Here is a 24,523-nt window from a genome sequence, read left to right as displayed (position 1 = left end):
ATGGCCAAGCCGTTGCTCGACATGTCAGCCGCGCGCGTTTTCTTCGACGGCATCTTCACCAGCCCGCGCGTCGCGCATCCGGAGGGCGTGGCCGTTCACCGCGATGGCTCGATCTGGTGTGGCACCGAAACCGGCGACCTGCTGCGGCTGGCCGCCGATGGCGGCTCGGTCGGGCGCATGGGCGGCACCGACGGTTTTCTGCTCGGCATCGCTTTCGACAGCGCGGGAAACTGCTTTGCCTGCGACCTCAGGCATGCCGCGATTTTCCGCTGGGATGCCGCGACAGCGCGCATGGAGCGCTTCGCGTCGGCCGGCATTCGCGTGCCGAATTACCCGATCGTCGACGAGGCGAGGGGTTGGCTCTTCGTTTCGGACAGCGTTGGCCAGGACAATCGCTCGGGCATCTTCCGCTACGATCTCAAGACGGGCGAGGGCGGCCTGTGGTGCCGGGAGGCGATGTCGTTCGCCAACGGCATGGCGATGGCGCCGGACGGCAACGGCCTCTATGTCGTGGAAAGCGACGCACCCTGCATCAGCTATGTGCCGATCCTTGCTGACGGATCGGCGGGGGCTCGTGAGATCGTCGTCGAGGGCGTGCACAATGTTCCGGACGGAGTGGCCTTTGCGCCTGACGGCTCATTGTTCATCTCATGTTATGAGCCCAGCCGTATTTATCGCTGGCAAAAGGACAAAGGTCTCGAAGTGCTGATCGAGGATCCCGCCGCAACCACGCTGGCGCACCCCACCAACATCGCCTTCAAGGGCGACAAGCTCTATACCGCCAATCTGGGTCGCTGGCATATTACCGAGATCGACTTGAGCCTTCTCCAGCAAGGGAAGTAGCATTTCGCAGAAGGTCAACTCGTCGGGCGAAAGGGTTTTGCCAGCGAGGCCGGGAAGTGCAGGGCCAGCATCTGGCGGTTTCGTGAGATCAGCACCAGAACGATGATGGTGGCGAGATAAGGCAGGGCCGAGAGCAGTTCGGATGGCACGTCCAGCCCCAGCGCCTGACCTTGCAACTGAAGGATCGTCATCCCGCCGAACAGCCACGCGCCAAGCAGGATACGCAGCGGCCGCCAGGTGGCGAAGACCACCAGCGCAAGCGCGATCCAACCCTTGCCGGCAGTCATGTTCTCGACCCAGAGCGGCGTGTAGGCGACCGACAAATAGGCGCCTGCCAGGCCTGCCATCAGCCCGCCGAACAGCACGGCCATGTAGCGGATCCTGATCACGGGATAGCCGATCGCATGCGACGTCTGCGGCGACTCGCCGATCGTGCGCAGCACCAGGCCAGCTTTCGTGCGGTAGAGAAACCAACTGATGGCGACGAACATCAGCAGGGCCAGATAGACCATCGGATCGAAGCGGAACAGTAGCGGACCGATCAGCGGCAGATCGGACAGAACGGGGATGTCGAGGCGGCGCAGTGCCTCGATCGGCTCGCTGCCGAAGCCGCGCCCGAGGAAGGCGGAGACGCCCGAACCGAAGATCGCCAGCGCCAGGCCGGCTGCATATTGGTTGGTCAGGAACGTCAGCGCCAGAACGCCGAACAGCAGCGAGGCGGCCGCACCCGCCAACGCGCCGGCCAGGATCGCCACAGGCATCGGATAGCCCGCGGTGACGGCCCAGAATGCCAATGCGGCGCCCATCAGCATCATGCCTTCGATGCCGAGATTGAGGACACCCGACTTCTCTACCACGAGCTCGCCGAGCGCGGCGAATATCAGCGGTGTGGCGGCAATGACGGTGCCGGTGAAGATGGCGATGAACAGATCCATCAGGCTGTCTCCCGCACGATCCGAAACCCGCTCATCGTGCCGTCTCCAGCGCATGCGTGTCCCGGACGGGTCGCACCAGGCGAACGCGATAGAAGATGAAGAAGTCGGCGGCGAGCAGGAAGAACAGCAGGATGCCCTGGAAGATCCGCGTCAGGGCCGAAGGCAGGCCGAGCGTCATCTGCACACCTTCGCCGCCGAGGAAAAGCAGCGACATCAACAGCCCGCCAAGCACGATGCCGAAGGCGTTCAGCCGTCCGACGAAGGCAACGATGATGGCCGCGAAGCCGTAGCCTGGCGAAATCTGCGGCGAGAGCTGCCCGAGCGGCCCGGCGGCTTCCGCCATTCCGGCGATGCCGGCCGCGGCACCTCCCGCCAGCAGTCCGATCCAGACCGCAGCCGATTCGCGAAAGCCGGCATAGCGGGCGGCAAGCGGTGCAGCCCCGCTCACCGACATCTTGTAGCCGAGAAAGCTGCGGTCGGTGAACAGCCACATCAGGAGCACGGCGACGACCGTGATGAATATCGACGGGTTGAGGCGATAGGCGGGGTCAAAGGATTCGAACAGGGCCGCCGTCGGCAGAAGTGCCGTCTGCGGATAGTTGAAGCCGGCCGGATCGCGCCACGGTCCGTGCACGAGATAGGACAGGAACAGCGTCGCGATATAGGTCATCATCAGCGTGACGAGGATCTCGTTGGTGTTCATGCGGGCGCGCAGAAAGGCGGGGATTGCCGCCCAGGCCATGCCGGCGCCCATGCCGGCGATGAACATCAGCGGCAACAGCAGCACGCTTTCGGGGTTCGGCCAGAAAAGCCCCACGCCGCTGGCCGCGATTGCCCCCATGGTGAACTGGCCCTCGGCGCCGATATTCCAGACATTGGCGCGGAAGCCGACCGCCAGCCCGCAAGCGATGAGGATCAGCGGCGAGGCCTTGAGCAGCCATTCGGACAGGCCGTTCATGGAAGAGAGCGGCTCGATGAAGAAGGCATGGAGGGTCGCCAGCGGATCATGTCCGAGGGAGGCGAAGAAAATCGATCCGACGATGACGGTCAACAGGGTCGCCAGTGCGGGCGCGGCGACGCGCATCAGCGAGGAGGGCTCCGGCCTTTGTTCAATCCTGAAGCGCATTGTTGCCACCTCCGTTCGCCAATGCGCCGTCGCTCATGCCGCGGCCCGTCATCAGAAGTCCGATCTCCTCGCGATCGGTCGTCTTGCGCTCCAGCGGCGGGGAAACCTTCCCTTGGCAAATGACCAGCAGCCGGTCGCAGATCTCGAACAACTCGTCGAGTTCCTCGGAGACGACGAGCACCGCCGCGCCGGCGCGGCTGAGATCGACGATGGTCTGCCGGATGAAGGCGCTCGCGCCGACGTCAACCCCCCAGGTCGGCTGAGACACCAGGAGGAGCTTCGGCTGGAGCGCGATCTCACGCCCGACGATGAATTTCTGCAGATTGCCGCCGGACAGGCTTTGCGCGGTCGCCTGCGGCCCGTTGGCCTTGACCTTGAACCTATCGATTATGCCGGCGGCGAACGCCTTGGCCCGGCGCCGGTCGACCAGCCCGTTGCGCACCGTGCCGAAGCGGTGCGCGGTCAGCACCGCATTCTCCCACAGCGTGTGCGAGGGCACGGCGCCGCGCCCGAGCCGCTCTTCGGGAACGAAGGCGACGCCGAGCTTGCGGCGCTCGTGCGGGCGAAGGCGGGCTGCGCCGGTTCCGCAAATCCGGATGGCGTCGCTGCGCTCATGCGTGCGCTCGCCGCTGAGCAAGGCGATCAGCTCGGCCTGGCCATTGCCGGAAACCCCGGCCAGGCCGACAATCTCGCCGCCATGCACCCTGAAAGAAATGTCCTTCAGGTCGACGCCGAAATGATCCCGGGACTTCACCGTAAGTCTGTTGACCTCGAGCACCGGTCTGTCGCTTGGCGTCGGCGGGCCGACATGCATTTCAGGCAGCTTCGAACCCACCATCATGCGGGCAAGCTCCAGCGACGTCGTCTCCTTCGGACGCGCGGTGCCGGTGACCTTGCCGTTGCGCAGCACGGTGGCGGTGTCGCAGAGCTCCTGGACCTCGTCGAGCTTGTGGCTGATATAGACGATGCTGCAGCCCTCGGCGGCAAGTTGGCGGAGCGTCTCGAACAGCTTCACCACCGCCTGCGGCGTCAGTACCGAGGTCGGCTCGTCGAGGATCAGCAGTTTCGGCGCCTGCAGCAGGCAGCGCACGATCTCGACGCGCTGGCGCTCGCCGACCGACAGGTCGTGCACCTGGCGATGCGGGTCGATGGGCATGCCGTAGCGGCGTGACAGATCGCGGATATTCTCGGCGAGCGAGGGCAGGTCGTACGCGCTGCTGGCCGAGAGCGCTATGTTCTCGACCACCGAAACGGATTCGAACAGCGCGAAATGCTGGTAGACCATTTCGATGCCGAGCGCGCGCGACATCGCCGGGGTGTGCGTGGCGATCGGATTGCCATCGCAAAAGATCTCGCCGGAATCGGCTTGCGTCGCCCCATAGATGATTTTCATCAGAGTGGATTTGCCGGCGCCGTTTTCGCCCAGCACGGCATGGATCTCGCCGGGTTGAATCGACAGCGACACATCGTCATTGGCGATGACGCCGGGATAGCGCTTGCAGATGTTGCGCAGTTCTAGTCGCGGATGCATGGCGGGTCCTGCCGTGGCGTGAAGCGAGGTTGGACGGGAACCAGGCAAGGAGACGCCGAAGGTATGGACTTGGGCGTCTCCCGGCACTTTTACGGCGATCAGCTCAGCCTGCCGATCATCCCCTTCACGAACCAGTTCATGCCGCGAATGTCGTCATCGGCCAGAACCGAACCGGCGGCAACCTTGACGTTGCCGTCCTGATCCTTCAGCTCCCCGGCGTAGGGATGAAGCTTGCCGCTGCCGATGTCGGCCTCGAGCTGCTTGAGCTTGGCGCGGGCATCGACGGGGATACCCTCATTGTAGGGGGCCATTTTCACCACGCCGGCCGCCAATCCGTCCCAGCGGACTTCCGGCTTCCAGGTACCGGCGGCCACGGCCTTGGCTGCGCCGACATAGTCGCTGGTCCAATCGAGAACGAAAGAGGTCAGCTGCTTGCCCGAGGCGAATTTCGACATGTCGCTGGCATAGCCGATCGACCAGGCGCCACCTTCGCCGGCGACCTGTACGCCGGTCGCGGTGTCCGTCATCGAGCAGACCACGTCGCAGCCTTGAGAGATCAGCGTCTTGGCCGCCTCCTTCTCCTTGCCCGGGTCGAACCAGGAATTCAGGAAGATGGTGTTGCAGGTCGCGTTTGGATTGACGCTCCGCGCGCCAAGCAGCAGCGCATTTGCCGGACCGACGATGTCGGGGATCGGAAAGCCGCCGATGAAACCGATCTTGCCCGATTTGGACATGTAGCCGCCCGCCGCGCCGGCGACGAAGGTGCCTTCGTAATATTTCGCTTCGAAGGTTCCCAGATTGGCTAGGTGGACGATGCCTGAGCAGTGTTCGAACGCCACCTTGGGAAAGCGCGGCGCCACCTTCTGCATCGGCGTTCCATGCGAAAAGCTTGTGCCGAAGATCAGCCTGTTGCCGGCGCTGGCCAGTTCGCGGAAGACACGCTCGGCGTCCTGCGGCATGAAGATGTTGTCGATGACGGTGAGCTCGACCTTGTCGCCGAATTCGGCCTTGATGGCCTCGACGCCGAGGCTGTGCTGCTTGGTCCAGCCGATCTCGGCGACCGGCGAGACGTAGACGGCACCGATCTTCAGCACCTCCTGCGCCTGTGCGATGGTGCTCAGCGCTCCCGCGCCAAGAGCCGCGCCGGCCGCGCCGCTGTGTTTCAGGAATTCACGTCTCGTCAGTTTCTTCATGATGGTAGCCCTCTGTTGGTCTTTTTTGTTGATGCCCGGCTTGTCGGTGCCCGGTCTGTTCTGGGGATATGGAGGTGGAGATGCGTTGCCGCGTCGCCGCCGCCGGATGCATTCGACAATCTTCGCAGCGGCACAGTCGCGCCGTCGGCCTTGCCGTCGAGATAGGGCGCTAGCGCTTCGGCAGGCGTCATCTCTGGAAACACTGCGCGATCCATGATGTAGCCGCGCACCACCGCGCGGTGGTGGGTGTCGATCAGGTCCATGGCCGGTTTCAGCCGGCCCTTCTCCAGCAGGTCGACGACCCGCGAGTGGTCGTCCAGCAGATTGCAATAGTCGAAATCGGCTGAAATGAGGGAGCGCAGCAGCGTCGTGCGGCGCACCAGCTGCGCGTGGATTTCCTGCATGACCTTGTTGCGGCTGAGGCGTACGAACACGGTATGGAACTCTTGGCCCAGCACGTCGGCCAGCGCATCGTTGCCGGCGGCAACAGCTTGGCGCTGGCGCTCGACATGCTGGCGCAGTTCGGCCCAGCCGGCCGGCCCAAGGCGATCGCTGAGCTGTGCTGCGACGCCCTGTTCGACGAGCGTCAACGCGTCGTAGATCTCCATCGCCTCCTGCATGCTCGGCTTGGCGACGAAGGCACCGCGGTTGCGTTCGATCTGGGCCAGCCCGTCATCGGCGAGCCGGATCAGGGCCTGGCGCACCACGATGCGGCTCACGTTGAATATTTCGGAGAGTTCGCGTTCGCCGAGCTTGCAGCCGGGCACGAGGCGATGGTCGATGATGGCGCGGGTCAGCGTATCCGCGATGGTCTGGGAACGGCTGCTCAAGGCATGGTTCTCCGCCATTTCGACGACATGATCAGCGGGCTTTCGTGATGGCGACATGCCTCGTCAGGACACGACATATCCCAGGTTCAGCTTTCTCATATCGGAATTCAATCATCATAATCTGTCAACACAAAAAAGGATTTTGGACGACAAAAAAATGTTGATTGGTATCCAATCTTGTGGTTTCGTCATCCCGAAACGTCGGGCTAGGTTCATGGTGAAGGGCTAGCCGAGTTGGGAGGGAAGCCGATGGCAACCCGTTGCGTTGACCGCGAGCTTTTGAACGATTGGCACATCGTCGCGGATCAGGAATCGCTAAGCCAGGATACGCGGTTTGCCACATGCCTGCTTGGGGTCGCTCTCACCGTTCACAAGTGTTCAAACAAGATCGAAGTCGTTCGCAGCGATACGGGCGCCACGCTGAAAAGCGCCGAGCGTTATGGCTTCATCTGGACCTGTCTGGAAAAGCCCTCGCGCGACATCATCTATATCCCCGAGGCCAGTGAGGCAGACCGGCATCTTGTCGGCGGCGGTTCGATCGCGGTCAAGGTGTCGGGCCTCCGCGCGGTCGAGAATTTTCTCGATATGGGGCATTTCCCCTTCATTCATACCGGCTGGCTCGGCGAGGAGCCGCATACCGAGGTCGCGCCCTACAAGGTTGAGATCACAGCGCAGGACGAGGTGCTGGCGACCGAATGCAAATTCTATCAGCCGGTGGCTTCGCCGACCGCCAAGGAAGGCTTTGTCGTCGACTACATCTACAAGGTGATTCGGCCCTACACGGTGGCTCTCTACAAGAGCAACCCGATCCAGAAGGACCGGCTCGATGTCATTACCCTGTTCGTGCAGCCGGTGGACGAGGAAAACTGCATCGCGCATCCTTACCTCTGCTATCTTAAGGAAGGCATGGAGGCGGCAACGGTGCGCAGCTTCATGCAATTGATCTTCGCCCAGGACAAACCGATCCTGGAGAACCAGGTACCTAAGCGCCTGCCGCTCGATCCGCGTGCCGAGACCCCGATCCGTGCCGATGCCGTGTCGGTTTCCTACCGGCGCTGGTTGCGTGATCGGGCCGTCACCTATGGCGCGATACCGGCACAAGCCTGATGACGTTCGAGGGCATCCAGAGGATAAAACGATGACAAAATGCTCGGATCCCGTGATCCTCAATCTCTGGCATCCCGTAGGGGCGATCGCCGAGACCGTTCCCGGCGGTGTCCAGGACACCGTTCTGCTCGAGGAGCGCCTCAGTTTTGCGGTCGATATGGATGGTGAGCCCGTCGTCTGGCGCTCACGTCCCGATGTAGAAGGGGTGGATCGTGTTCCAGGCGCCGACAGGCTGCCGGCAAGAAGCGCCTACGGCTATGTCTGGACTTCGCTCGGCTCGCCACCGGCCGAGCTGTTCCCGATCCCGGAATATGAAGAGCCGGACCGCCGCAAGCTCAACGCGGCCACGTTTGGCGTCAACGTCTCGGCACCGCGCGCCATCGAGAACTTTCTCGACATGGGCCACTTTCCCTATGTGCATACCGACATACTCGGCGTCGAGCCGCATACCGAAGTCAAGGAATACGACGTCGAGATATCCGTCGACCGTGACGAGATACTGGCCACGCGCTGCCGCTTCTTCCAGCCAATGGCTTCGACCGCTTCCGGTGGCGGTGCCGACGTGGACTATGTCTATCGCGTGCCGCACCCCTATTGCTCCGTGCTCTATAAATCGAGCCCGGTCGACGAGGCACGGCGCGACGTCATCGCCATCTTCCTGCAGCCGGTCGACCAGGAGCATGTGCGCGCCCACATGCTGCTTTGCGTGCTCGACGAAGACAATGAAGACAAGGTGATCAAGCGCTTCCAGCAGACGATCTTCGGCCAGGACAAGCCGATCCTGGAAAACCAGGTGCCCAAACGCCTGCCGCTCGATCCGCGCGCCGAAACGCCCATCCGGGCCGATAAGTCGGCCATCGCCTACCGGCGCTGGCTCAGCCAGAAGGGAGTGACCTACGGTGTCATTCCGGTTGCGGCCTGACGAGATTCTTGGAGACGATTGATGTTGGAAGAAGCCAGAAGCCAGTGGCATCCGATCGCCGCTTCCCATGATTTGCCGTACCGCCACGTTTTCCATGGTCAATTGCTCGGCCGGGAATTCGCCGTCTGGCGGGCCGATGACGGCTACATCAACATCTGGGAAAACCGCTGCCTGCATCGCGGCGTCAGGCTGTCGATAGGCATCAATGACGGGCGCGAGCTGAAGTGCCAATATCACGGCTGGCGTTATTCGAACCGCACCGCCGGCTGCACCTACATTCCAGCGCATCCTGCCGACGCGCCGGCCCGCACCATCACCAACCGCACCTTCCCCGGGGTCGAGCGCTACGGCTTGGTCTGGTCCTCCGAGGAGCCTCGCGGCGAGGTGCCGGATGTTGCCGCGCTGACCGAAGGCAAGCTGCTCGCCTTGCGCGGCATCGCGGTCAACGCGCCGGCCGACAAGGTCGTCGAAAGGCTGAAGGCCTATCGCTTTCAGCCCAACGCAGCGATCGAAGGCGAGGGCGCGGAAACCATCATCGAGGCCGCGCGGGATTTTGCCGTGGCGCTGCACTCGCGCGATGGTGGTGCCGAGACGCGCGGCGTGTTCTTCGTGCAGCCGGTTGATTCAAACCGTTCGGTGATCCGTGGCGTGCTCGATCAGGAGGTCGAAGCAGCCGCCCGCATCGCCATCCTGCGCCACCACAATGAGCGGCTTTCCAAGCTGCGCGACGAGGTCGAGCGCGACGTCGCGAACGCACCGGCGCCCGCGCCGATCGAGCCGATCTACGAAAGGGTGTCGGCCGAACTCGCCGAAATGCCCGAGGTGACCGCGCATGGCCGCAAGGCGGCGCTGCGCGTCAGCGTGGCCAGGAAATGGCAGGCGGCCGACGGCGTTGCCGGTTTCGAGCTCCGCCCGATCAAGGGCATCCTGCCGACGTTCCAGCCTGGGGCCCATATCGACGTCCATATGCCCAATGGCGAGATCAGGCAGTATTCGATCACCAACGGCCCTGGTGAAACCGACAGCTTCATCATCGGCGTCAAGCTGGAGCGGGATTCGAAGGGCGGCTCCAAATGCATGCATGAGACAGTCCGCGAGGGCGACGTGCTGGCGATCTCCGAGCCGCGCAACAATTTCCCGCTGCGCCGTGACGCGATCAAGACGCTGTTCGTCGCCGGCGGCATCGGCATCACGCCGCTGCTCGCAATGGCGCAGGCGCTGAAGAACCAGGAGCTGGCGCACGAGCTGCACTATTTTGCGCAAGGGGAGGAACACCTCGCTTTCGCCGATCGGCTGAAGCATCTCGGCGATGCGCTGAAGCCGCATCTCGGGCTGTCGCCGGACGCGACCGGCGCCGAGCTTCGGGGGATTCTCGCCGGTTACCGGGACGGCATGCATCTCTACATCTGCGGTCCCGGACCGATGCTGGAAGCCGCCCGCAAGATCGCCGCCGAGCAGGGCTGGCCGGATACCGCCATCCATTTCGAATATTTCAAGAACACCAACAAGATCGACGACAGTTCGAGCTTCGAAGTAGCGCTGGCGCGCTCCTGCGTCACGCTGCAGGTGCCGGGCGGCAAGACGATCATGCAGGTCATGCGCGAGAATGGCATCGATGTTCCGTCGTCCTGCGAGCAGGGCGCATGCGGTACCTGCGTCGCGACAGTGATCGAGGGCGAGCCGGACCATCAGGACGTCTACCTCAACGATGCCGAGCGCAAGGCCGGAACCAGGATCATGACCTGCGTCTCGCGCGCCAAATCGGCACGCCTCGTGCTCGACGTTTAGGAACTCCCGATGATCACGCTTTACGATTACGAACTTTCGGGCAATTGCTACAAGCTGCGGCTGCTGATGAGTTTTCTCGGCATCGACTACAAGACAGTGCCGGTCGACTTCTACCCCGGCCGCGAACACAAGTCGGAATGGTTCCTGAAGCTCAATCCGCTCGGCCAACTGCCGGTTATCGAGGATGGAGGGCTGATCCTGCGCGACGCCCAGGCGATCCTGGTCTACCTCGCGTCGAAATACGATCCGTCGAGCACATGGTATCCCCGGAACAGACCGGCCCTGCTCGGCGAGATCAGCCAGTGGCTGGCCTTCGCCGACGGCATCACTTCGACGGCGTCGGCCGCCCGCCTGCACGACGCGCTGTTCTACGATTTCGACATCGATGCCGCACGCGCCAGCGCGCACCGGCTGTTCCGTATCCTCGACGAGCATCTGTGGTTCGGCGAGCAGCAGGGCCGCGGCTGGATCTGCTCGGCCGATCATCCGACCATCGCCGATATTGCCTGCTTTCCCTACATCATGCTGTCGGAGGAGGGCGGCATTACGCGCCAGGACTATCCCGCCATCCGGCGTTGGTGCGATCGTGTCAAACGCATCAAAGGCTTTACCGTGATGTCGGGCGTGTTCCCGGCGGGGCCGGCCAAGGCCGCATGATTTCTATCGCAACGCCGGGCGATCGATCGTCCCGGCAAGCAAGTTTGGGAGAAAGAAATGAAAACCCGCGCCGCTGTTGCCGTTGCTGCCGGAAAGCCGCTTGAGATCATGGAGGTCGACCTCGACGGCCCGCGCGAGGGCGAGGTGCTGGTCGAGATCAAGGCGACCGGCATCTGCCACACCGACGAGTTCACGCTGTCGGGTGCCGATCCCGAGGGCCTGTTTCCCGCCATTCTCGGCCATGAGGGCGCCGGCGTGGTAGTCGATGTCGGCAAGGGCGTCACCTCGGTCAAAAAGGGCGACCATGTGATCCCGCTCTATACGCCCGAATGCCGGCAGTGCCCGTCGTGTTTGTCGCGCAAGACCAATCTGTGCACCGCCATCCGCGCCACGCAGGGGCAAGGCCTGATGCCGGACGGCACCTCGCGCTTCTCGATCGGGGGCGAAAAACTGTTTCACTATATGGGCTGCTCGACCTTCTCCAACTTCACCGTGCTGCCGGAGATCGCCGTTGCCAAGGTCAATCCCGACGCGCCCTTCGACAAGATCTGCTACATCGGCTGCGGGGTGACCACCGGCGTGGGCGCGGTGATCAACACCGCCAAGGTCGAGCAAGGCGCGACCGCGGTGGTCTTCGGCCTCGGCGGCATCGGGCTGAACGTCATCCAGGGCCTAAGACTTGCCGGCGCCGACATGATCATCGGCGTCGATCTCAACAACGACAGACGAGCCTGGGGCGAGCGCTTCGGCATGACGCATTTCGTCAATCCGAAGGAGATCGACGGCGACATCGTTCCCCATCTCGTCAACATGACCAAGCGCGGCGCCGACCAGATCGGCGGCGCCGACTATACGTTCGACTGCACCGGCAACACCAAGGTGATGCGCCAGGCGCTGGAGGCTTCGCATCGCGGCTGGGGCAAGTCGGTGGTCATCGGCGTCGCGGGCGCCGGCCAGGAGATCTCGACGCGGCCGTTCCAACTGGTCACCGGGCGGACCTGGATGGGCACCGCCTTCGGCGGCGCGCGCGGCCGCACCGACGTGCCCAGGATCGTCGACTGGTACATGGACGGCAAGATCGAGATCGACCCGATGATCACCCACACGCTGAAGCTCGAGGACATCAACAAGGGGTTCGACCTCATGCATGAGGGCAAGTCGATCAGGAGTGTCGTGGTTTACTGAGGGCGGCCCACACGCCGCGGGCCCGAGGACATCCCCGCTTGGACCGACAGGAGCCCTGTCGGCTTGAGAAGGCGGGCCACAGAAATGCCCGGACTTTTCGCTACCTCCAGCCTCCCGGCCAGGTCGGCGTGTTCCCAAAGTCCGGCGTCGACCGGCGGCGTGACCAAGGTGCACCTCGGTTACGCCGCCGGTGCTGTTTGCAGGGCTGAAGGTTGCGGGTGCGGCGGCCGGCAGCTATGTCGGACCGAAAGGTCATGACGAAAGGCAGAGTTGATGAAAGTCGTTTCCACGTCCAAGTCGCATGGCGGCGTCCAGGGTGTTTATTCGCACGCTTCAGAGGTCTGCGCCTGCGACATGACCTTTGCCGTCTTCGTGCCGCCGCAGGCCAAGGATGGGCCGGTGCCGGTGCTGTGGTATCTTTCGGGTCTCACCTGCACTCATGCCAATGTCATGGACAAGGGCGAGTACCGGCGCCTGGCGGCCGAGCTTGGTCTCATCGTGGTCTGCCCCGACACCAGCCCGCGCGGTGCCGATGTGCCGGACGAGAAGGATAATTGGCAGTTCGGCTGCGGCGCCGGTTTCTATGTCGATGCGACGCAGCAGCCTTACGCCAGGAACTACCGTATGTATTCCTACGTCCTCGACGAGCTGCCGGGATTGATCGCCGCGAACTTCCCTGCCGACATGGCGCGCCAGGGCATATCGGGGCATTCGATGGGCGGACACGGCGCGTTGACGATCGCGCTGAAGAACCCCGACCGCTTCAGGAGTTGCTCGGCCTTCGCGCCGATCGTTCAGCCGACGACTGCTGGCTGGTCGCGGCCTGCGCTCGAGAAATATCTCGGCGCCGACGACAGGGACTGGCGCGCCTATGACGCCACGCTGCTTATCGAGGACGGCCGCCGTTTTGGCGAGTTCCTGGTTGACCAGGGCACGGCCGATGGGTTCCTTGACGAAGGCCTCCGTCCGTGGCTGCTCGATGAAGCCTGCAAGAAGGCCGGCATCGACCTCACCTTGCGCTTGCAGGAAGGCTACGATCATTCCTACAACTTCATCTCGACCTTCATGGACGATCACCTGAAGTGGCACGCCGCGCGGCTAGGCTGAAGAACCGCCGGGCATTATCAGCGGTAGGACCTGTGCATCGGCGAAGGCGACATAGCCATGGCGCAGGCGGCGCACGGGTCCGCGCCCGATATCGCCGGCAAGGGTATCGTCAATCCCTACGATGATCGAATCCACCCGCATGCTGCTGCAATGGCTTGGCCACAACCGCGGCGCCATCGTCGCTGCCATCGAGAAGGAAACTGAAAATGTCCTCGCATAGGATCGCTGTCATCGGTGGTGACGGTATCGGGCCGGAGGTCGTCGAAGCCGGCGTGAAGGTGCTGGAAGCCCTGACCGCTGTCGAGCCGGGTCTGGCCTTCGACTTCAAGCGCTTCGACTGGGGCTCCGATTATTACCGCCGCAACGGCCGCATGATGCCGCCGGACGGCCTCGGGCAATTGGAGGGTTTCGATGCGATCTATTTCGGCTCGGTCGGCGATCCGGACCTTCCCGACGACATCACCCTCTGGGGCCTGCGCCTGGCCATCTGCCAGGGATTCGACCAATACGCCAACGTGCGGCCGACGCGCCTCTTGCCCGGGCTGACCGGCCCGTTGCGGCCCGATCTCGGCAAGCAGATAGACTGGGTGATCGTGCGCGAAAACAGCGAAGGCGAATATGCCGGTGTCGGCGGTCGCGCCCATCGCGGACTGCCTATCGAGGTCGGCATGGATGTCGCCGTCTTTACCCGCGCCGGGATAGAACGCATCGCCCGTTTCGCCTGCGAGCTTGCGCTGTCGCGCCCCCGCAAGCTTCTGACGGTCGTCACCAAGTCGAATGCGCAGCGTCATGGCATGGTGCTGTGGGACGAAGTCGTGCGCGGCGTGCTTCGCGACTACCCCGGTCTCACCGTCGACTGGATGCTGGTGGACGCCATGACCCAGCGCATGGTCAACAAGCCCGGCAGCATCGACACGGTTTTGGCGACCAATTTGCATGCCGACATCCTCTCCGACCTGGCCGCCGCGCTGGGCGGATCGCTCGGCATAGGCTCGACGTCGAACATCGATCCCTCGCGCAGCCGGCCGTCCATGTTCGAACCCATCCACGGTTCGGCCTTCGACATCACCGGCAAGGGCGTCGCCAATCCGCTCGGATCGTTCTGGACGGCGAGCCTGATGCTTGAGCATCTCGGCGAGCAGGCCGCCGCGCGGCGCCTCATGGTTGCGATCGAGCTTGTCACGGACCGGGCGGAATATCTCAGCCCCGATCTCGGCGGCACCGCGAGCACCGCCGAGGTTACCGCCGCGGTGATCGCGGCCCTTCGCGCCAATTAGCGCGGCACGAGCAGGCAAGCACGTCACCGAGGGCGGTGGCCTCAGGGAGTTCGCGCGCCTTCGGCGTCCGTCCCCCGATATTTCACATGCTCTATGAACGCGCGCAGCTTGGGCAAGACCTGGCGTCTGTCGGGATAATACAGAAAAACGCCCGGCGTCGTGACGGCGAAGGGCGTGAGCAACGCTTGCAACCGGCCATCGGCAATCGGGGCCTCGGTAAGAGGGCCGGGCACCTGTGCAAGTCCGACACCTTGGATCGCCGCGCCAAGCAGTGTCGGGTAATCATGCGCGACCAGCGGCCCGGAGACGATTGCCTCGACGGTCTTGTTGCCGTCGATGAAGGGCCAGGGCGCGATCGATCCGTTGGAGCGGCGCATGCGCAGGCAGGCATGGCCGCGCAGATCGTCGAGGCGCTCCGGCCGTTTCTGCCGGCGCAGATAGCCAGGGCTGCCGACGACCACGAGCGGGAACGGCGGCGTCAGCCGAACCGCGACCATGTCGGCGGCGATGAACTGGCCGAGCCGGATGCCGGCGTCGAACCCCTCGGCCGCCAGGTCGACCAGCTCACCGCTTGCGGCGATCTCCACCTCTACTTCGGGATAGGCCTGGCAAAAGGATGCCACCAGCGGCTCCAGCAGGATCGGCACCACGGCGCGCGGCACAGAGAGGCGCAACAGCCCAGTCGGCCGCTGCCCAAGTTCACGTGCGACTTCGCTTGCGGCGACCAGTTCCTCGAAAGCGGGCTTTGCGCGCGAAAGGAACCGTTCGCCGGCTTCGGTCAGGCCGACGCTGCGCGTCGTGCGCATGAAGAGCGCCGCACCGACGCGCACCTCGAGCGCGCGCACCGCCTGGCTGATCGCCGATGGCGTGACGCCGAGCTCCGCGGCCGCTTTTCGGAAGCTGCGGTGTTGCGCGACGCCGAGGAACGCCTCCACGCCGTCGAGCGCACCTTTCCGGATTGTGAAGTTCTGCTTCATGCCCCGTCAACATTATCGCGAATAGTCGACCGCTGGAAGCGGGCGTAAATTGCGCCTTACATCTCTTGGGAGGCCATATGTCGCCTGCAACCATTTTCCTGTTACATCTCGCTCTAGGCTACGTGCCTTGGCTGCTCTGCGTCGGCGTGTATGTCTTGCCCCGGCTCAGATCCGTCAACCTGGTCGAGGCGCAACGTGCCATCGCCACGCTGCACAGCTTCCGCTTCTTCGGGCTTGTCTTCATCGTTCCAGGCGTCGTCGGGCGCGATTTGCCGGCTGATTTCGCCACCTTCGCCGCCTATGGCGACTTCGCAACCGGAGTGTTGGCCATGCTGGCGCTTTTGACGACGAGGATACGTCCGCTGTTCTGGTTGTCCGTCGTCGCGTTCAATCTCGTGGGGACGATCGATATCGCCGTCGACTACTATCACGGCAGCCAAGCCGGTCTTCCTGAGCTGGCGGGGCAGTTGGGCGCTGCATACGCGATCCCCGTAATCTATGTCCCACTGCTGATGATCACGCACGTCGTCGCGTTCTACCTGATGGTGCGCCCCCAGATCCAGGCAGCTCGAGTCTTCGCAGGCGACGCGGCCGCATCTCCGTGAGGCAGCAAGTGCCGGTGTACCGGCGCGCCGCGGCGCAGACGCTTCGCGGCGCGCGGGTATTCGACTAATAGGTCGTGCGCCCGCCCGACAGGTCGAAGGTCGAGGCGGTGGTGAAGCTGTTTTCCTTTGAGACGAGCCAAGCGACCATGGCGGCGGCCTCGTCGACCTCCAGCAGACGGCCGCGTGGAATGCGCGAGCGCATGTATTCGATGTGCTCGGGCGTGAGCTGTTCGAGGATTCGAGTCTGCGCGGTGGCCGGCGAGATGCAGTTGACTGCAATGTCATACTGCGCGAGCTCCTTGCCGAGCGATTTGGTCATGCCGATGACCGCCGCCTTCGAAGCGGAATAGGCGGCGGCGTTGGGATTGCCTTCCTTGCCAGCGACGGAAGCGATGTTGACGATCCGCCCGTAATTGCGCGCCTTCATCCCGGGCACCACGGCGCGGTTGGCGTAGAAGGTGCCGTTGACGTTGATGTCGATGATCTTCTTCCACGTCTCTATGTCGTAGCTGTCGAGCGGGGCGGCGGGACCGGCAATGCCGGCAGAATTGACCAGGATGGAGATTTTGCCGGCGCTCTCCTCGGTTTTTGCCCGCGCGGCGTCCACCGTCTCCCAATCCGCAATGTCGACGACCAGGGTCGTGGCGGCCTTGCCAAGGTCGCGCTTGGCCGCTTCGAGGCGCGCCTCGTCGACGTCCCATAAGGTGACCGTCGCGCCGGAGGCGACGAAACGTTTGGCCATCGCGAAGCCGAGGCCTTGCGCGCCTCCGGTGACCACGGCGTGTTGGCCGTCAAGATCGATCCTGTTCATGCCGAGCGTTCTTTCTGGTTGAGTGAATTGAGGTTGCCCGTTGCGGGCGGGCGATGTCGCTACATGGTAGCGCCGAGGTTCCAGGGCACGAACTCATTGTCGCCGTAGCCCAGCAATTCCGATTTGGTACGCGCGCCCGATGCCACGCGCAGGATCTCTGCGAAGATCTCCTGGCCTTTGTCGTCCAGCGTGACGCCGTCGAGGATGTCTCCGCAATTGATGTCCATGTCCTCGCGCATCTGCTCGAAAATGAAGGAATTGGAGGCAAGCTTGATCGAGGGTGTCGGCTTGCAGCCGAAGGCCGAACCGCGCCCGGTGGTGAAGCACAATATGTTCGCGCCGCCGGCGACCTGGCCGGTTGCCGAAACCGGATCGTAGCCGGGCGTGTCCATGAAGACGAGGCCGCGTTCGTTGATCGGTTCGGCATATTCCAGCACCGCGCGCAGATTGGTCGTCCCGCCCTTGGCGGACGCGCCGAGCGACTTCTCCAGGATCGTCGTCAACCCGCCGAGCTTGTTGCCGGGAGACGGGTTGTTGTTCATCTCCATGTCGTGCTTGGCTGTGTAGTCCTCCCACCAGCGGATACGCTCGATCAGCTTCTCGCCGACCGCGCGGTTTTCCGCACGCATGGTGAGCAGATGTTCGGCGCCGTAGATCTCCGGCGTCTCGGACAGCACCGCCGTGCCGCCTTGCGCGACAAGCAGGTCCACGGCGGCGCCAAGCGCCGGATTGGCGCTGATGCCGGAATAGCCGTCCGACCCGCCGCATTGCAGCGCGAGCACCAGTTCGGAGGCCGGTTGTGGCGTCCTTTGCGCGGCGTTGACCATGGGCAGCATATCGACGATCGCCTTGACCCCTGCCTCGACCGTCTTGCGTGTGCCGCCAGTCTCCTGGATCGTCATCGTGCGGAAGGTCGTGCTCTCCTCGATATTGTAGGACTGCATCCAGCGCGGAATCTGGAACGCCTCGCAGCCGAGCCCAACCATCAGCACGCCGCCGACATTGGGGTTCGTGGCAAAACCCCACTGCGTGCGCTTCAAGAGGTCGTAAGCGGGGCCTTTGGTGTCAATGCCGCAGCCAGTGCCATGGACGAGCGAGATCACGCCGTCGACATTGGGATAGTCGCGCAGGATGCCGCAGCGGTTGACCTCTTCTACGATGAAGCGGGCGACGCTGGCCGAACAATTTACCGAGGTCAGGACAGCGATGAAGTTGCGCGTCCCGACCTTGCCGCTCGGCCTGCGGTAACCCATGAAGCTCGCGCGCTCGGCTTCAGGGACGACAGGCGTTTGCTTGGCGTTGGTGCCGAACAGATAGTCGCGTTCGAAATTGCGCAGATATACATTGTGCTCGTGAACCCAATCGCCGGCGGCGATCGGTCCGCGGGCGAATCCGATGGTCTGCCCATATTTCACGACCGGCTCGTCCGAAGCGATGTCGCGGATCGCCATCTTGTGGCCGCGCGGTATGCGCGCCTTCGCGGGCATGTCGCCTGCCTTGTCGCCGATCATCAACGGATCGATCGCCAGAAGGATGTTGTCGGCATGCGAAAGCTGGATGAACCGCGCCATTACAAACTCTGAAAAAGCCCCCGTCGGCACAATGCCGCCGAATGGATCGGAATACTAATATAATAGATTGTCAACGGTCAAGCTGCGAACACGGCTCACCAGGCATCGGCAAGCCGGTCGGATGCCAGGTTCGGGACCTCAAACCTGCGCCGCCCGTCTCAGCGCTCAGTCGAGGTCGTCAGTCGAGAAGCTCGGCGGCGACTTCGAGCGTGTTGCGAAATGACGTCTCGAGGTGATGCTCCATTGCCTGTGCGGCGCCCTCGGCGTCGTGACGCTTCAGCGCGTCCAGAATGGCCTCGTGCTGCTCGATCGTCTGCTCGCCATAGCCGGGCTTCGGAATGGCGAGATAGCGGCCGCGATCCATCTGCGCCTTTGAGATGTCGACGGCGCGCCAGATCATCGGCAAGCCGCATATTTCAGCAATGGTGCGGTGAAAGACGTCGTCGAGCTGAATCGCTGTGGCGTACCTGCCGCGCGCAATGGCGAGCTTATGCGCGGCCATGTTGTCTTCCAGCAATTCACAGGCAGCCGGCGTCAGCTTGGCGGCGGCGCGCCTGGCGCTCTCCATCTCCAATGCACGCCGGATGACATAGGCTTCCTCGAGGTCGGCCCGGCTGATGGGAGCAACGTAGGTGCCGGTCTGCGCCAGGATCTTGACGAGCCCTTCGTCGCTGATGCGTTTGACCGCTTCGCGCACGGGCGTGCGCGAGACGCCCAGCGCTTCGGCAATTGCGATCTCATTGATGACCTCACCCGGTTTCAGCCGTCCGACGACGATCATGTTGCGGATCTTGTTGTAGATCTGGTCGCGCAGCGGGAGGGCTCGATTGAGGGTCGAAGGATCTAGATCCATGGAAAATCCCATCGTTCGTCCACCTGAAATGGCAAAATTATTCGAATGTCAAACGGAATGCACCTGCTTGCGACGCCGGGTTCGTTGCGATCCGACGCCAGTGACGGGAGCGGTCAGATCCAGCTTGCCAGAACTATTATATTAGTGCAATAGTGCCGCCCGTTGCGTGATTTTCAGCCTATGGTGAAGTGCCTGGTGCGGATGCGCTGAAAGGGGCCTTCGGGCCGGCTCGAGGTGGGCCGAACCGTGCCTGGAAGTGCATTATACTAACATAACGCTGCCTGCATGCTACCAGGAAGGACCAAGCCTAGATGAGTGCCGCCGCCGATTGTGCCCTGGACATGAGAGGCATCTCCAAGACTTTTCCCGGCGTGAAGGCCCTGTCGAACGTCAATTTCGCCGTCCGGTTCGGCACCGTCCATGCGGTCGTCGGCGAGAATGGCGCCGGCAAGTCGACGCTGATGAAGGTGCTCAACGGATCCTACGCTCCGACCGCCGGCACGATCCTCGTCGGCGGCGCCGAAGTGCCCATGCGGCGTCCCGCCGACGCCCAGGCGCTCGGCATTCGCATGGTGCACCAGGAGATCAATCTTGTTCCCGACCTGACCGTCGCGGAGAACGTCTATCTCGGCCGCATGCCCGGCAAATGGAGCTGGCTGCACAAGGGCGAAATGGTCAGGAAGGCCGCCGCCGTCCTCCACGAGCTGGGCGCGGCCATCAACCCGCGCGCGCGGCTCGGCGACCTGTCGATCAGCCAGCAGCAACTGGTCGAGATCGCCAAGGCCTACGCGGCGCAGCCCAGGATCATCGTGCTGGACGAGCCGACATCGAGCCTGAGCGAGCACGAAACCGCGGCGCTGTTCCGGATCCTTCGCAAGATGCGCGATGACGGCATCGCCATCGTCTACATCAGCCATAGGCTGAAGGAGGTTCTCGAGATCGCCGACGAGGTGACCGTGCTGCGCGACGGCTCAATGATCGAGACCCGTCCGATCGACGGCATAACCGCGGCCGAGATGATCAGGCTGATGGTCGGCCGCGAGGTCGCCAACGTGTTCCCGAAAAGCCCGGCCGCGATCGGCAAGTCCGTGCTGCGTGTCGAACGCATCGGCGACGGGGCGCATTTCCGCGATGTCAGCTTCGATGTGCGCGCCGGCGAGATACTGGGCTTGACCGGACTGGTCGGGGCGGGGCGCACCGAGGTAGCGCGCGCCATCTTCGGCCTGTCGCGGCTGGTGGAGGGAACGGTCAGCGTCAACGGGCGCAAGGTCGCCATCAACTCTCCTTCCGAGGCGGTGCGAGCCGGGATCGCCTACGTCCCCGAGGACCGCAAGGGCGACGGCATCGTTCCGGGCATGTCGGTCCGCGAGAACATCAGCCTGCCGATATTGCGGCGTCTGACCAGCTTCGGCCGCATCAGGCGCAGCGCCGACCGTTCGCTGGCGGCGACCTATGTGAAGCAGTTTTCCATTTCGCCGCCCGACGGGGAGCGGCGCATCAACCTGTTGTCGGGAGGCAACCAGCAGAAGGCGGTCATCGCCAAATGGCTCGCGGCCAAGCCCTCCGTGCTCGTCCTCGACGAGCCGACGCGCGGCGTCGACGTCGGCGCCAAGGCCGAAATCCACAGCATCATCGGCCGGCTTGTCGCCGACGGCATGGCGGTGGTGATGATCTCGTCGGAACTCCCCGAAATCCTCGGCGTCTGCGATCGCGTCGTTGTGATGCGCGACGGCCGCGCATCGGAGCCGCTCGCCCGCGCCGAACTGAGCGAGGAGCGCATCATGGCGCTGGCGACGGGGGAGGCGGCATGACTGATGCGGCCATGGAGACCAGCGGGGCGAACCGCAATGACCGCTTCACGCGCGGCAGCAGGCTTGCCGATGTCCTGTCCAAGGCGGGGCTTGGCTTTGCCATCCTTGCAGTGATGCTCTACGGCTCATTCGTCAGCCCCGCCTTCTTCACCACGGGCAATCTGCTCAACGTCCTGACCTCGATGTCCATTGTCGGCATCGTCGTCGTCGGCATGACTTTCGTGCTTGTGGCAGGCGGCTTGGCCGACCTGTCGGTGCCGGCCACCATCGCCTGCGGGGCCATCCTTTCGCTCGGGCTGCAGCCAATGATCGGGCCGGTTCCTGCCTTCGTCCTGGCGGTGGCGCTTGCGGGCCTTATCGGCCTGCTCAACGGCGTGCTGGTCGGCTATGTCGGTATCAATCCCATCATCGCTACGCTCGGCATCGGCACCATCGGGTTGGGCATCGTGCAGGCGGCCGTCGGCGGCGTCATCGTCTATGGCAACAATCCCGCTTCGGCCGAATTCGCCAAGGGCCGGCTCTTCGGCGTCCCGGTCGCGGTGCTGATTTTCCTGTTGATCGCTCTCATAGGCCATTTCGTCCTCTCGCGCTCCTTCTGGGGCAGGTGGACGCTCGCCACGGGCGGCAATTACAGCGCCGCCGAGGCGAGCGCGGTGCCGGTGGAGGCAGTGAAGGCCGGTGCGTTCGTGATCACGGCGTTGGCTTCGGGCGTCAGCGGCGGCCTGCTGGGCCTGACCTTGCAAAGCGCGCGGCCGCTGATCGGCGCCGGCTACGAGTTCAGCGCCATCACCGCGGTCGTGGTCGGCGGCGTGTCGATCATCGGCGGTTTCGGCTCGGTGCCGAGGGCGATCGCGGGCCTGATCTTCGTGCAGCTTCTGACCAACGTCATGGTGCTCGACGGCGTGCGCACGCCGATCCAGGGTTTTGTCCTCGGCATCCTGATCGTCGGCGCCGTCGGCATGGACGCGGCATTGCGCAAGAGGGGGGTGGCGTGATGAGGTTCCTGGCGCTTGCCTCGCGGCACAGGGTGGTGATCATCCTCGGCCTGACGCTGATCATTTCCGCCTTGGCGGTTCCGGGTTATTTCTCCGCATCGACCCTCGGACTCGGCCTCGACCGGGCGGCGACGATCGGCCTGATCGCCATTGGACTTACGGTGCTTCTGGTCGCCGGCCAGATCGACCTCTCCGGCGGCGCGGTGTTCGCGCTGGCGGGGATCATGTCGGTCATCCTGCAGCGCGAGATCGGCATCCTGCCTGCCACACTTGTCGGTATCCTGGTCGGCATGCTGGCAGGCGCCATCAACGGCGCGCTGGTCGTCGGGCTGAAGGTGAACTCGCTGGTGCTGACGCTGGCGACGATGCTGATCTTCCGCTCGCTCGCGCATTGGATCACCAACAGCCAGCCGGTGACCGGCACCGACATCATGCTTTCACTGGCGTTCGCCAAGATCCATCTCGAAATCTTCACCATCCGCAGTGCGCTGTTCATCGTTCTGATCGTGCTGCTGCATGTCTGGCTGACGCGTACAATACCGGGCCGAAATGTCTTTGCGGTGGGGTCCAATCCGGCGGCAGCCAAGGAGAGCGGCATCGCTTCCGATCGCATCGTTTTTCTGGGCTTCGTCTTCGCCGGGACGCTCGCCGGTCTCGCAGGCGTTCTCCAGAGCCTCGTCACCAACACCGGTTCGCCCGTCTTCGGCTCGGAACTGACGGTCGCCGTCATTGCCGCGGTCGTGGTCGGCGGAACCCGCCTCGAAGGCGGCAAGGGATCCGCGCTCGGCACGCTTGGCGGCGTGCTGACGATCGGCTCGCTGACCATCGCGATGGAGTTCCAATCCGTTCCCGCATACGTCCAGCAGGTCGTGTCGGGGCTTATCCTGATCCTGCTCGTCGTGCTCGATCGGGCCGTGACTACCAAGGGGAGGGCGCCGGGCACAGGCCCCGCGCTCATTCGCGACAATCCAATCACTCAAGGAGGAAATACATGATCGGGAGGAAACCTATGGTTGGCAAGAAAAGCATGCTCCACATTACCGCCATGGCGGTAATACTGGCCTCGACGGGCTGGGCCAGTGCAAAGACGGTCTGCTACGTCACGGCCGCGGATTCGCATGCCTATGCGACGCCGGCCAACAAGGCGCTCCAGGCGCGCGCCGGCGAGCTCGGCATCGAGATCCTGAGCCTCAGCCAGGATTTCGACGTCCAGAAGGGCACCGAGCAGCTCAACACCTGCGTCGCGCGCAGGGTTGACGGCATCATCCTGTGGCCGCTCGACCCGCAGGCCTACATACCGGGCCTCGCCCGCGCACAGCAGGCGAACATTCCCGCGATCCTCATCAACTCGCCGATGAGCGACGATGCCAAGCCGTTCATCAAGTCGTTCACCGGGCCCGACGTTTACGAGGAAGGCAAGCTTGCGGCCGACTCGCTCAGCAAGGCGCTTGGCGGCAAGGGTTCCGTCGTCATCATCGCCGGCCAGGCCGGCAACGGCACGACGATCGGCCGCGTCGGCGGCTTCACCGATCGTCTCAAGGAAACCAGCGCCGACATCAAGGTGCTCGATACGGTCAATGCCGATTTCGACCAGCAGAAGGCGCTGGTGGTCAGCCGCGACCTGATCACCCGTTTCGGCGACCAGATCAGCGGCGTCTATGCCAATGACGACACCATGGCGCGCGGCTTCATCGACGCCTGGAAGGAGGCCAATCCGTCCAAGGCGGCACCGCCGATCGTCGGCATCAACGGCCAGAAGGACGCGTTCGAATCGATCCGCACCAACGAAATGTACTCCACCATCGTGCAGTCGCCGGTCGAGGACGGCCGCTTGGCGATCAACACCATGGCGGAGATCATGGACGGCAAGGAGGTCAAGGACCGTTTGCCGATCCCGCTGACGGTCGTCACCAAGGACAATGTCAACGCGGTCGAGCCGGCGTTCTGATCCCTTGGGGCCGGCTCGGCAGAAGCGGGCCGGCTCCTTCATCTCCTGGCGCGGACGGACGATCCGGCTGCGCTGCTCCCGAATGGAAAGGCCTGTCGGCCAGGGCTGCCCGGCACAGTTGGAACTTCCGTTTGCGCCCCGGATTATCCATCCGGGAGAACGCCAATGCCTTCTACGGCCATCCGCAGCACACAGTACCATTTCGCCACCAGGGTGCTCTCGGTCTGGTTCGTGCCGAGCGGAAACCGCTATGACTACGAAGACGTGGAGCCCGAGACCTACGCTGCCTTCAAAGCCGCCTCTTCCAAGGGGCGCTTCTTCAATGAATTCATACGGGATCGCTACAGGTTTCATCTGGTCGAACGCGCCCCTGAACGCTGACGCACGCCAGCAACAAAGCGCGGTATCGCGGGACTGTTCGTCGGTCACGAATTCGTGCCGACAGGCATAC

General features: G+C 63.7%; 23 protein-coding genes and 1 pseudogene. 15 read left to right on the top strand and 9 right to left on the bottom strand.

All coding sequences use genetic code 11. The features are described from left to right. Positions 1-843 (top strand): SMP-30/gluconolactonase/LRE family protein, encoded by an 843-nt coding sequence (locus LB547_RS20995; protein ID WP_140497508.1) that lies wholly within the window; start codon positions 1-3, stop codon positions 841-843. A 14-nt stretch (positions 844-857) separates the two neighbouring features. On the opposite strand, the gene LB547_RS20990 is transcribed toward LB547_RS20995, so the two are convergent. The 5 genes from LB547_RS20990 to LB547_RS20970 form a co-directional block, all read right to left on the bottom strand. Beyond that, the gene (locus tag LB547_RS20990) at positions 858-1,778 is read right to left on the bottom strand and encodes an ABC transporter permease (protein WP_140515241.1); all 921 of its coding nucleotides are present in this window, start codon (positions 1,776-1,778) and stop codon (positions 858-860) included. A gap of 31 nt (positions 1,779-1,809) precedes the next feature. After that, on the bottom strand, positions 1,810-2,904 hold the full coding sequence (locus LB547_RS20985) for an ABC transporter permease (RefSeq protein WP_140497512.1): 1,095 nt from the start codon (positions 2,902-2,904) through the stop codon (positions 1,810-1,812). Continuing rightward, entirely contained in the window at positions 2,888-4,435 is a 1,548-nt protein-coding gene (locus tag LB547_RS20980; RefSeq protein ID WP_140763626.1) for an ABC transporter ATP-binding protein, read from the bottom strand. The genes LB547_RS20985 and LB547_RS20980 overlap by 17 nt, the downstream gene beginning before the upstream one ends. A gap of 98 nt (positions 4,436-4,533) precedes the next feature. After that, positions 4,534-5,628: a BMP family ABC transporter substrate-binding protein gene (locus tag LB547_RS20975; protein ID WP_140525105.1), complete on the bottom strand. Its 1,095-nt coding sequence runs from the start codon at positions 5,626-5,628 to the stop codon at positions 4,534-4,536. Further along, positions 5,625-6,458, bottom strand: a complete 834-nt coding sequence (locus tag LB547_RS20970) for a GntR family transcriptional regulator (protein ID WP_140497518.1) — start codon at positions 6,456-6,458, stop codon at positions 5,625-5,627. Before LB547_RS20970 ends, LB547_RS20975 begins: the two co-directional genes overlap by 4 nt. A gap of 249 nt (positions 6,459-6,707) precedes the next feature. On the opposite strand from LB547_RS20970, the gene LB547_RS20965 reads away from it, so the two are divergent. The 8 genes and pseudogenes from LB547_RS20965 to LB547_RS20930 all read left to right on the top strand — a co-directional run bounded on the left by LB547_RS20965 (position 6,708) and on the right by LB547_RS20930 (position 14,501). Next, a complete protein-coding gene (locus LB547_RS20965; protein ID WP_140525104.1) occupies positions 6,708-7,565 on the top strand; it encodes an aromatic ring-hydroxylating oxygenase subunit alpha in 858 nt (285 codons plus the stop codon). Between the two features lie 31 nt (positions 7,566-7,596). Next, the gene (locus tag LB547_RS20960; protein WP_140525103.1) at positions 7,597-8,487 is read left to right on the top strand and encodes an aromatic ring-hydroxylating oxygenase subunit alpha; all 891 of its coding nucleotides are present in this window, start codon (positions 7,597-7,599) and stop codon (positions 8,485-8,487) included. Positions 8,488-8,508: 21 nt separating this feature from the next. Then, a complete protein-coding gene (locus LB547_RS20955) occupies positions 8,509-10,275 on the top strand; it encodes a Rieske 2Fe-2S domain-containing protein (RefSeq protein ID WP_140525102.1) in 1,767 nt (588 codons plus the stop codon). Positions 10,276-10,284: 9 nt separating this feature from the next. Then, complete coding sequence (locus LB547_RS20950; RefSeq protein WP_140763623.1) at positions 10,285-10,932, top strand: glutathione S-transferase family protein; 648 nt, start codon at positions 10,285-10,287, stop codon at positions 10,930-10,932. 57 nt (positions 10,933-10,989) lie between these two features. Next, complete coding sequence (locus LB547_RS20945) at positions 10,990-12,117, top strand: S-(hydroxymethyl)glutathione dehydrogenase/class III alcohol dehydrogenase (RefSeq protein WP_140579701.1); 1,128 nt, start codon at positions 10,990-10,992, stop codon at positions 12,115-12,117. A 273-nt stretch (positions 12,118-12,390) separates the two neighbouring features. Beyond that, positions 12,391-13,224 (top strand): S-formylglutathione hydrolase, encoded by an 834-nt coding sequence (gene fghA / locus LB547_RS20940; protein WP_140763511.1) that lies wholly within the window; start codon positions 12,391-12,393, stop codon positions 13,222-13,224. Positions 13,225-13,254: 30 nt separating this feature from the next. Next, positions 13,255-13,402 (top strand): annotated as a pseudogene (locus tag LB547_RS32640) (isocitrate/isopropylmalate family dehydrogenase); the annotation flags it as partial. Between the two features lie 28 nt (positions 13,403-13,430). Beyond that, positions 13,431-14,501, top strand: coding sequence for a tartrate dehydrogenase (locus tag LB547_RS20930; RefSeq protein WP_140763508.1), 1,071 nt, complete (start codon positions 13,431-13,433; stop codon positions 14,499-14,501). Between the two features lie 41 nt (positions 14,502-14,542). Here the strand turns inward: LB547_RS20930 and LB547_RS20925 are convergent, their stop codons facing one another. Further along, the gene (locus tag LB547_RS20925; protein WP_140562362.1) at positions 14,543-15,478 is read right to left on the bottom strand and encodes a LysR family transcriptional regulator; all 936 of its coding nucleotides are present in this window, start codon (positions 15,476-15,478) and stop codon (positions 14,543-14,545) included. A gap of 77 nt (positions 15,479-15,555) precedes the next feature. Between LB547_RS20925 and LB547_RS20920 the strand changes: the two genes are divergently transcribed. Next, positions 15,556-16,083 carry a hypothetical protein gene (locus LB547_RS20920; protein ID WP_140514462.1) on the top strand — a complete coding sequence of 176 codons (528 nt, stop codon included), beginning with the start codon at positions 15,556-15,558 and terminating at the stop codon, positions 16,081-16,083. A 64-nt stretch (positions 16,084-16,147) separates the two neighbouring features. Here the strand turns inward: LB547_RS20920 and LB547_RS20915 are convergent, their stop codons facing one another. The 3 genes from LB547_RS20915 to LB547_RS20905 form a co-directional block, all read right to left on the bottom strand. Further along, a complete protein-coding gene (locus LB547_RS20915) occupies positions 16,148-16,894 on the bottom strand; it encodes an SDR family NAD(P)-dependent oxidoreductase (protein WP_140655507.1) in 747 nt (248 codons plus the stop codon). A gap of 59 nt (positions 16,895-16,953) precedes the next feature. After that, a complete protein-coding gene (locus tag LB547_RS20910) occupies positions 16,954-18,465 on the bottom strand; it encodes a UxaA family hydrolase (RefSeq protein WP_140763505.1) in 1,512 nt (503 codons plus the stop codon). 178 nt (positions 18,466-18,643) lie between these two features. After that, positions 18,644-19,318, bottom strand: coding sequence for a GntR family transcriptional regulator (locus LB547_RS20905; RefSeq protein WP_140497544.1), 675 nt, complete (start codon positions 19,316-19,318; stop codon positions 18,644-18,646). A 311-nt stretch (positions 19,319-19,629) separates the two neighbouring features. Between LB547_RS20905 and LB547_RS20900 the strand changes: the two genes are divergently transcribed. From LB547_RS20900 to LB547_RS20880, 5 genes are all read left to right on the top strand, one after another. Next, a complete protein-coding gene (locus LB547_RS20900; protein WP_140763502.1) occupies positions 19,630-21,129 on the top strand; it encodes a sugar ABC transporter ATP-binding protein in 1,500 nt (499 codons plus the stop codon). Continuing rightward, positions 21,126-22,124 (top strand): ABC transporter permease, encoded by a 999-nt coding sequence (locus LB547_RS20895; protein ID WP_224655940.1) that lies wholly within the window; start codon positions 21,126-21,128, stop codon positions 22,122-22,124. The genes LB547_RS20900 and LB547_RS20895 overlap by 4 nt, the downstream gene beginning before the upstream one ends. Next, positions 22,124-23,119 carry an ABC transporter permease gene (locus tag LB547_RS20890; protein WP_140763523.1) on the top strand — a complete coding sequence of 332 codons (996 nt, stop codon included), beginning with the start codon at positions 22,124-22,126 and terminating at the stop codon, positions 23,117-23,119. The genes LB547_RS20895 and LB547_RS20890 overlap by 1 nt, the downstream gene beginning before the upstream one ends. A gap of 14 nt (positions 23,120-23,133) precedes the next feature. Next, positions 23,134-24,072 (top strand): sugar ABC transporter substrate-binding protein, encoded by a 939-nt coding sequence (locus tag LB547_RS20885; protein WP_140763499.1) that lies wholly within the window; start codon positions 23,134-23,136, stop codon positions 24,070-24,072. Positions 24,073-24,237: 165 nt separating this feature from the next. Further along, on the top strand, positions 24,238-24,453 hold the full coding sequence (locus LB547_RS20880; RefSeq protein WP_140763496.1) for a KTSC domain-containing protein: 216 nt from the start codon (positions 24,238-24,240) through the stop codon (positions 24,451-24,453). Positions 24,454-24,523: the final 70 nt, after the last annotated feature.

Origin of the sequence: Mesorhizobium sp. B264B1B (assembly GCF_020165765.1) — a bacterium.
GTDB lineage: Bacteria > Pseudomonadota > Alphaproteobacteria > Rhizobiales > Rhizobiaceae > Mesorhizobium.
Note: the sequence above shows the minus strand (reverse complement) of the source record. Positions and strands in the feature narration are given on the sequence as shown.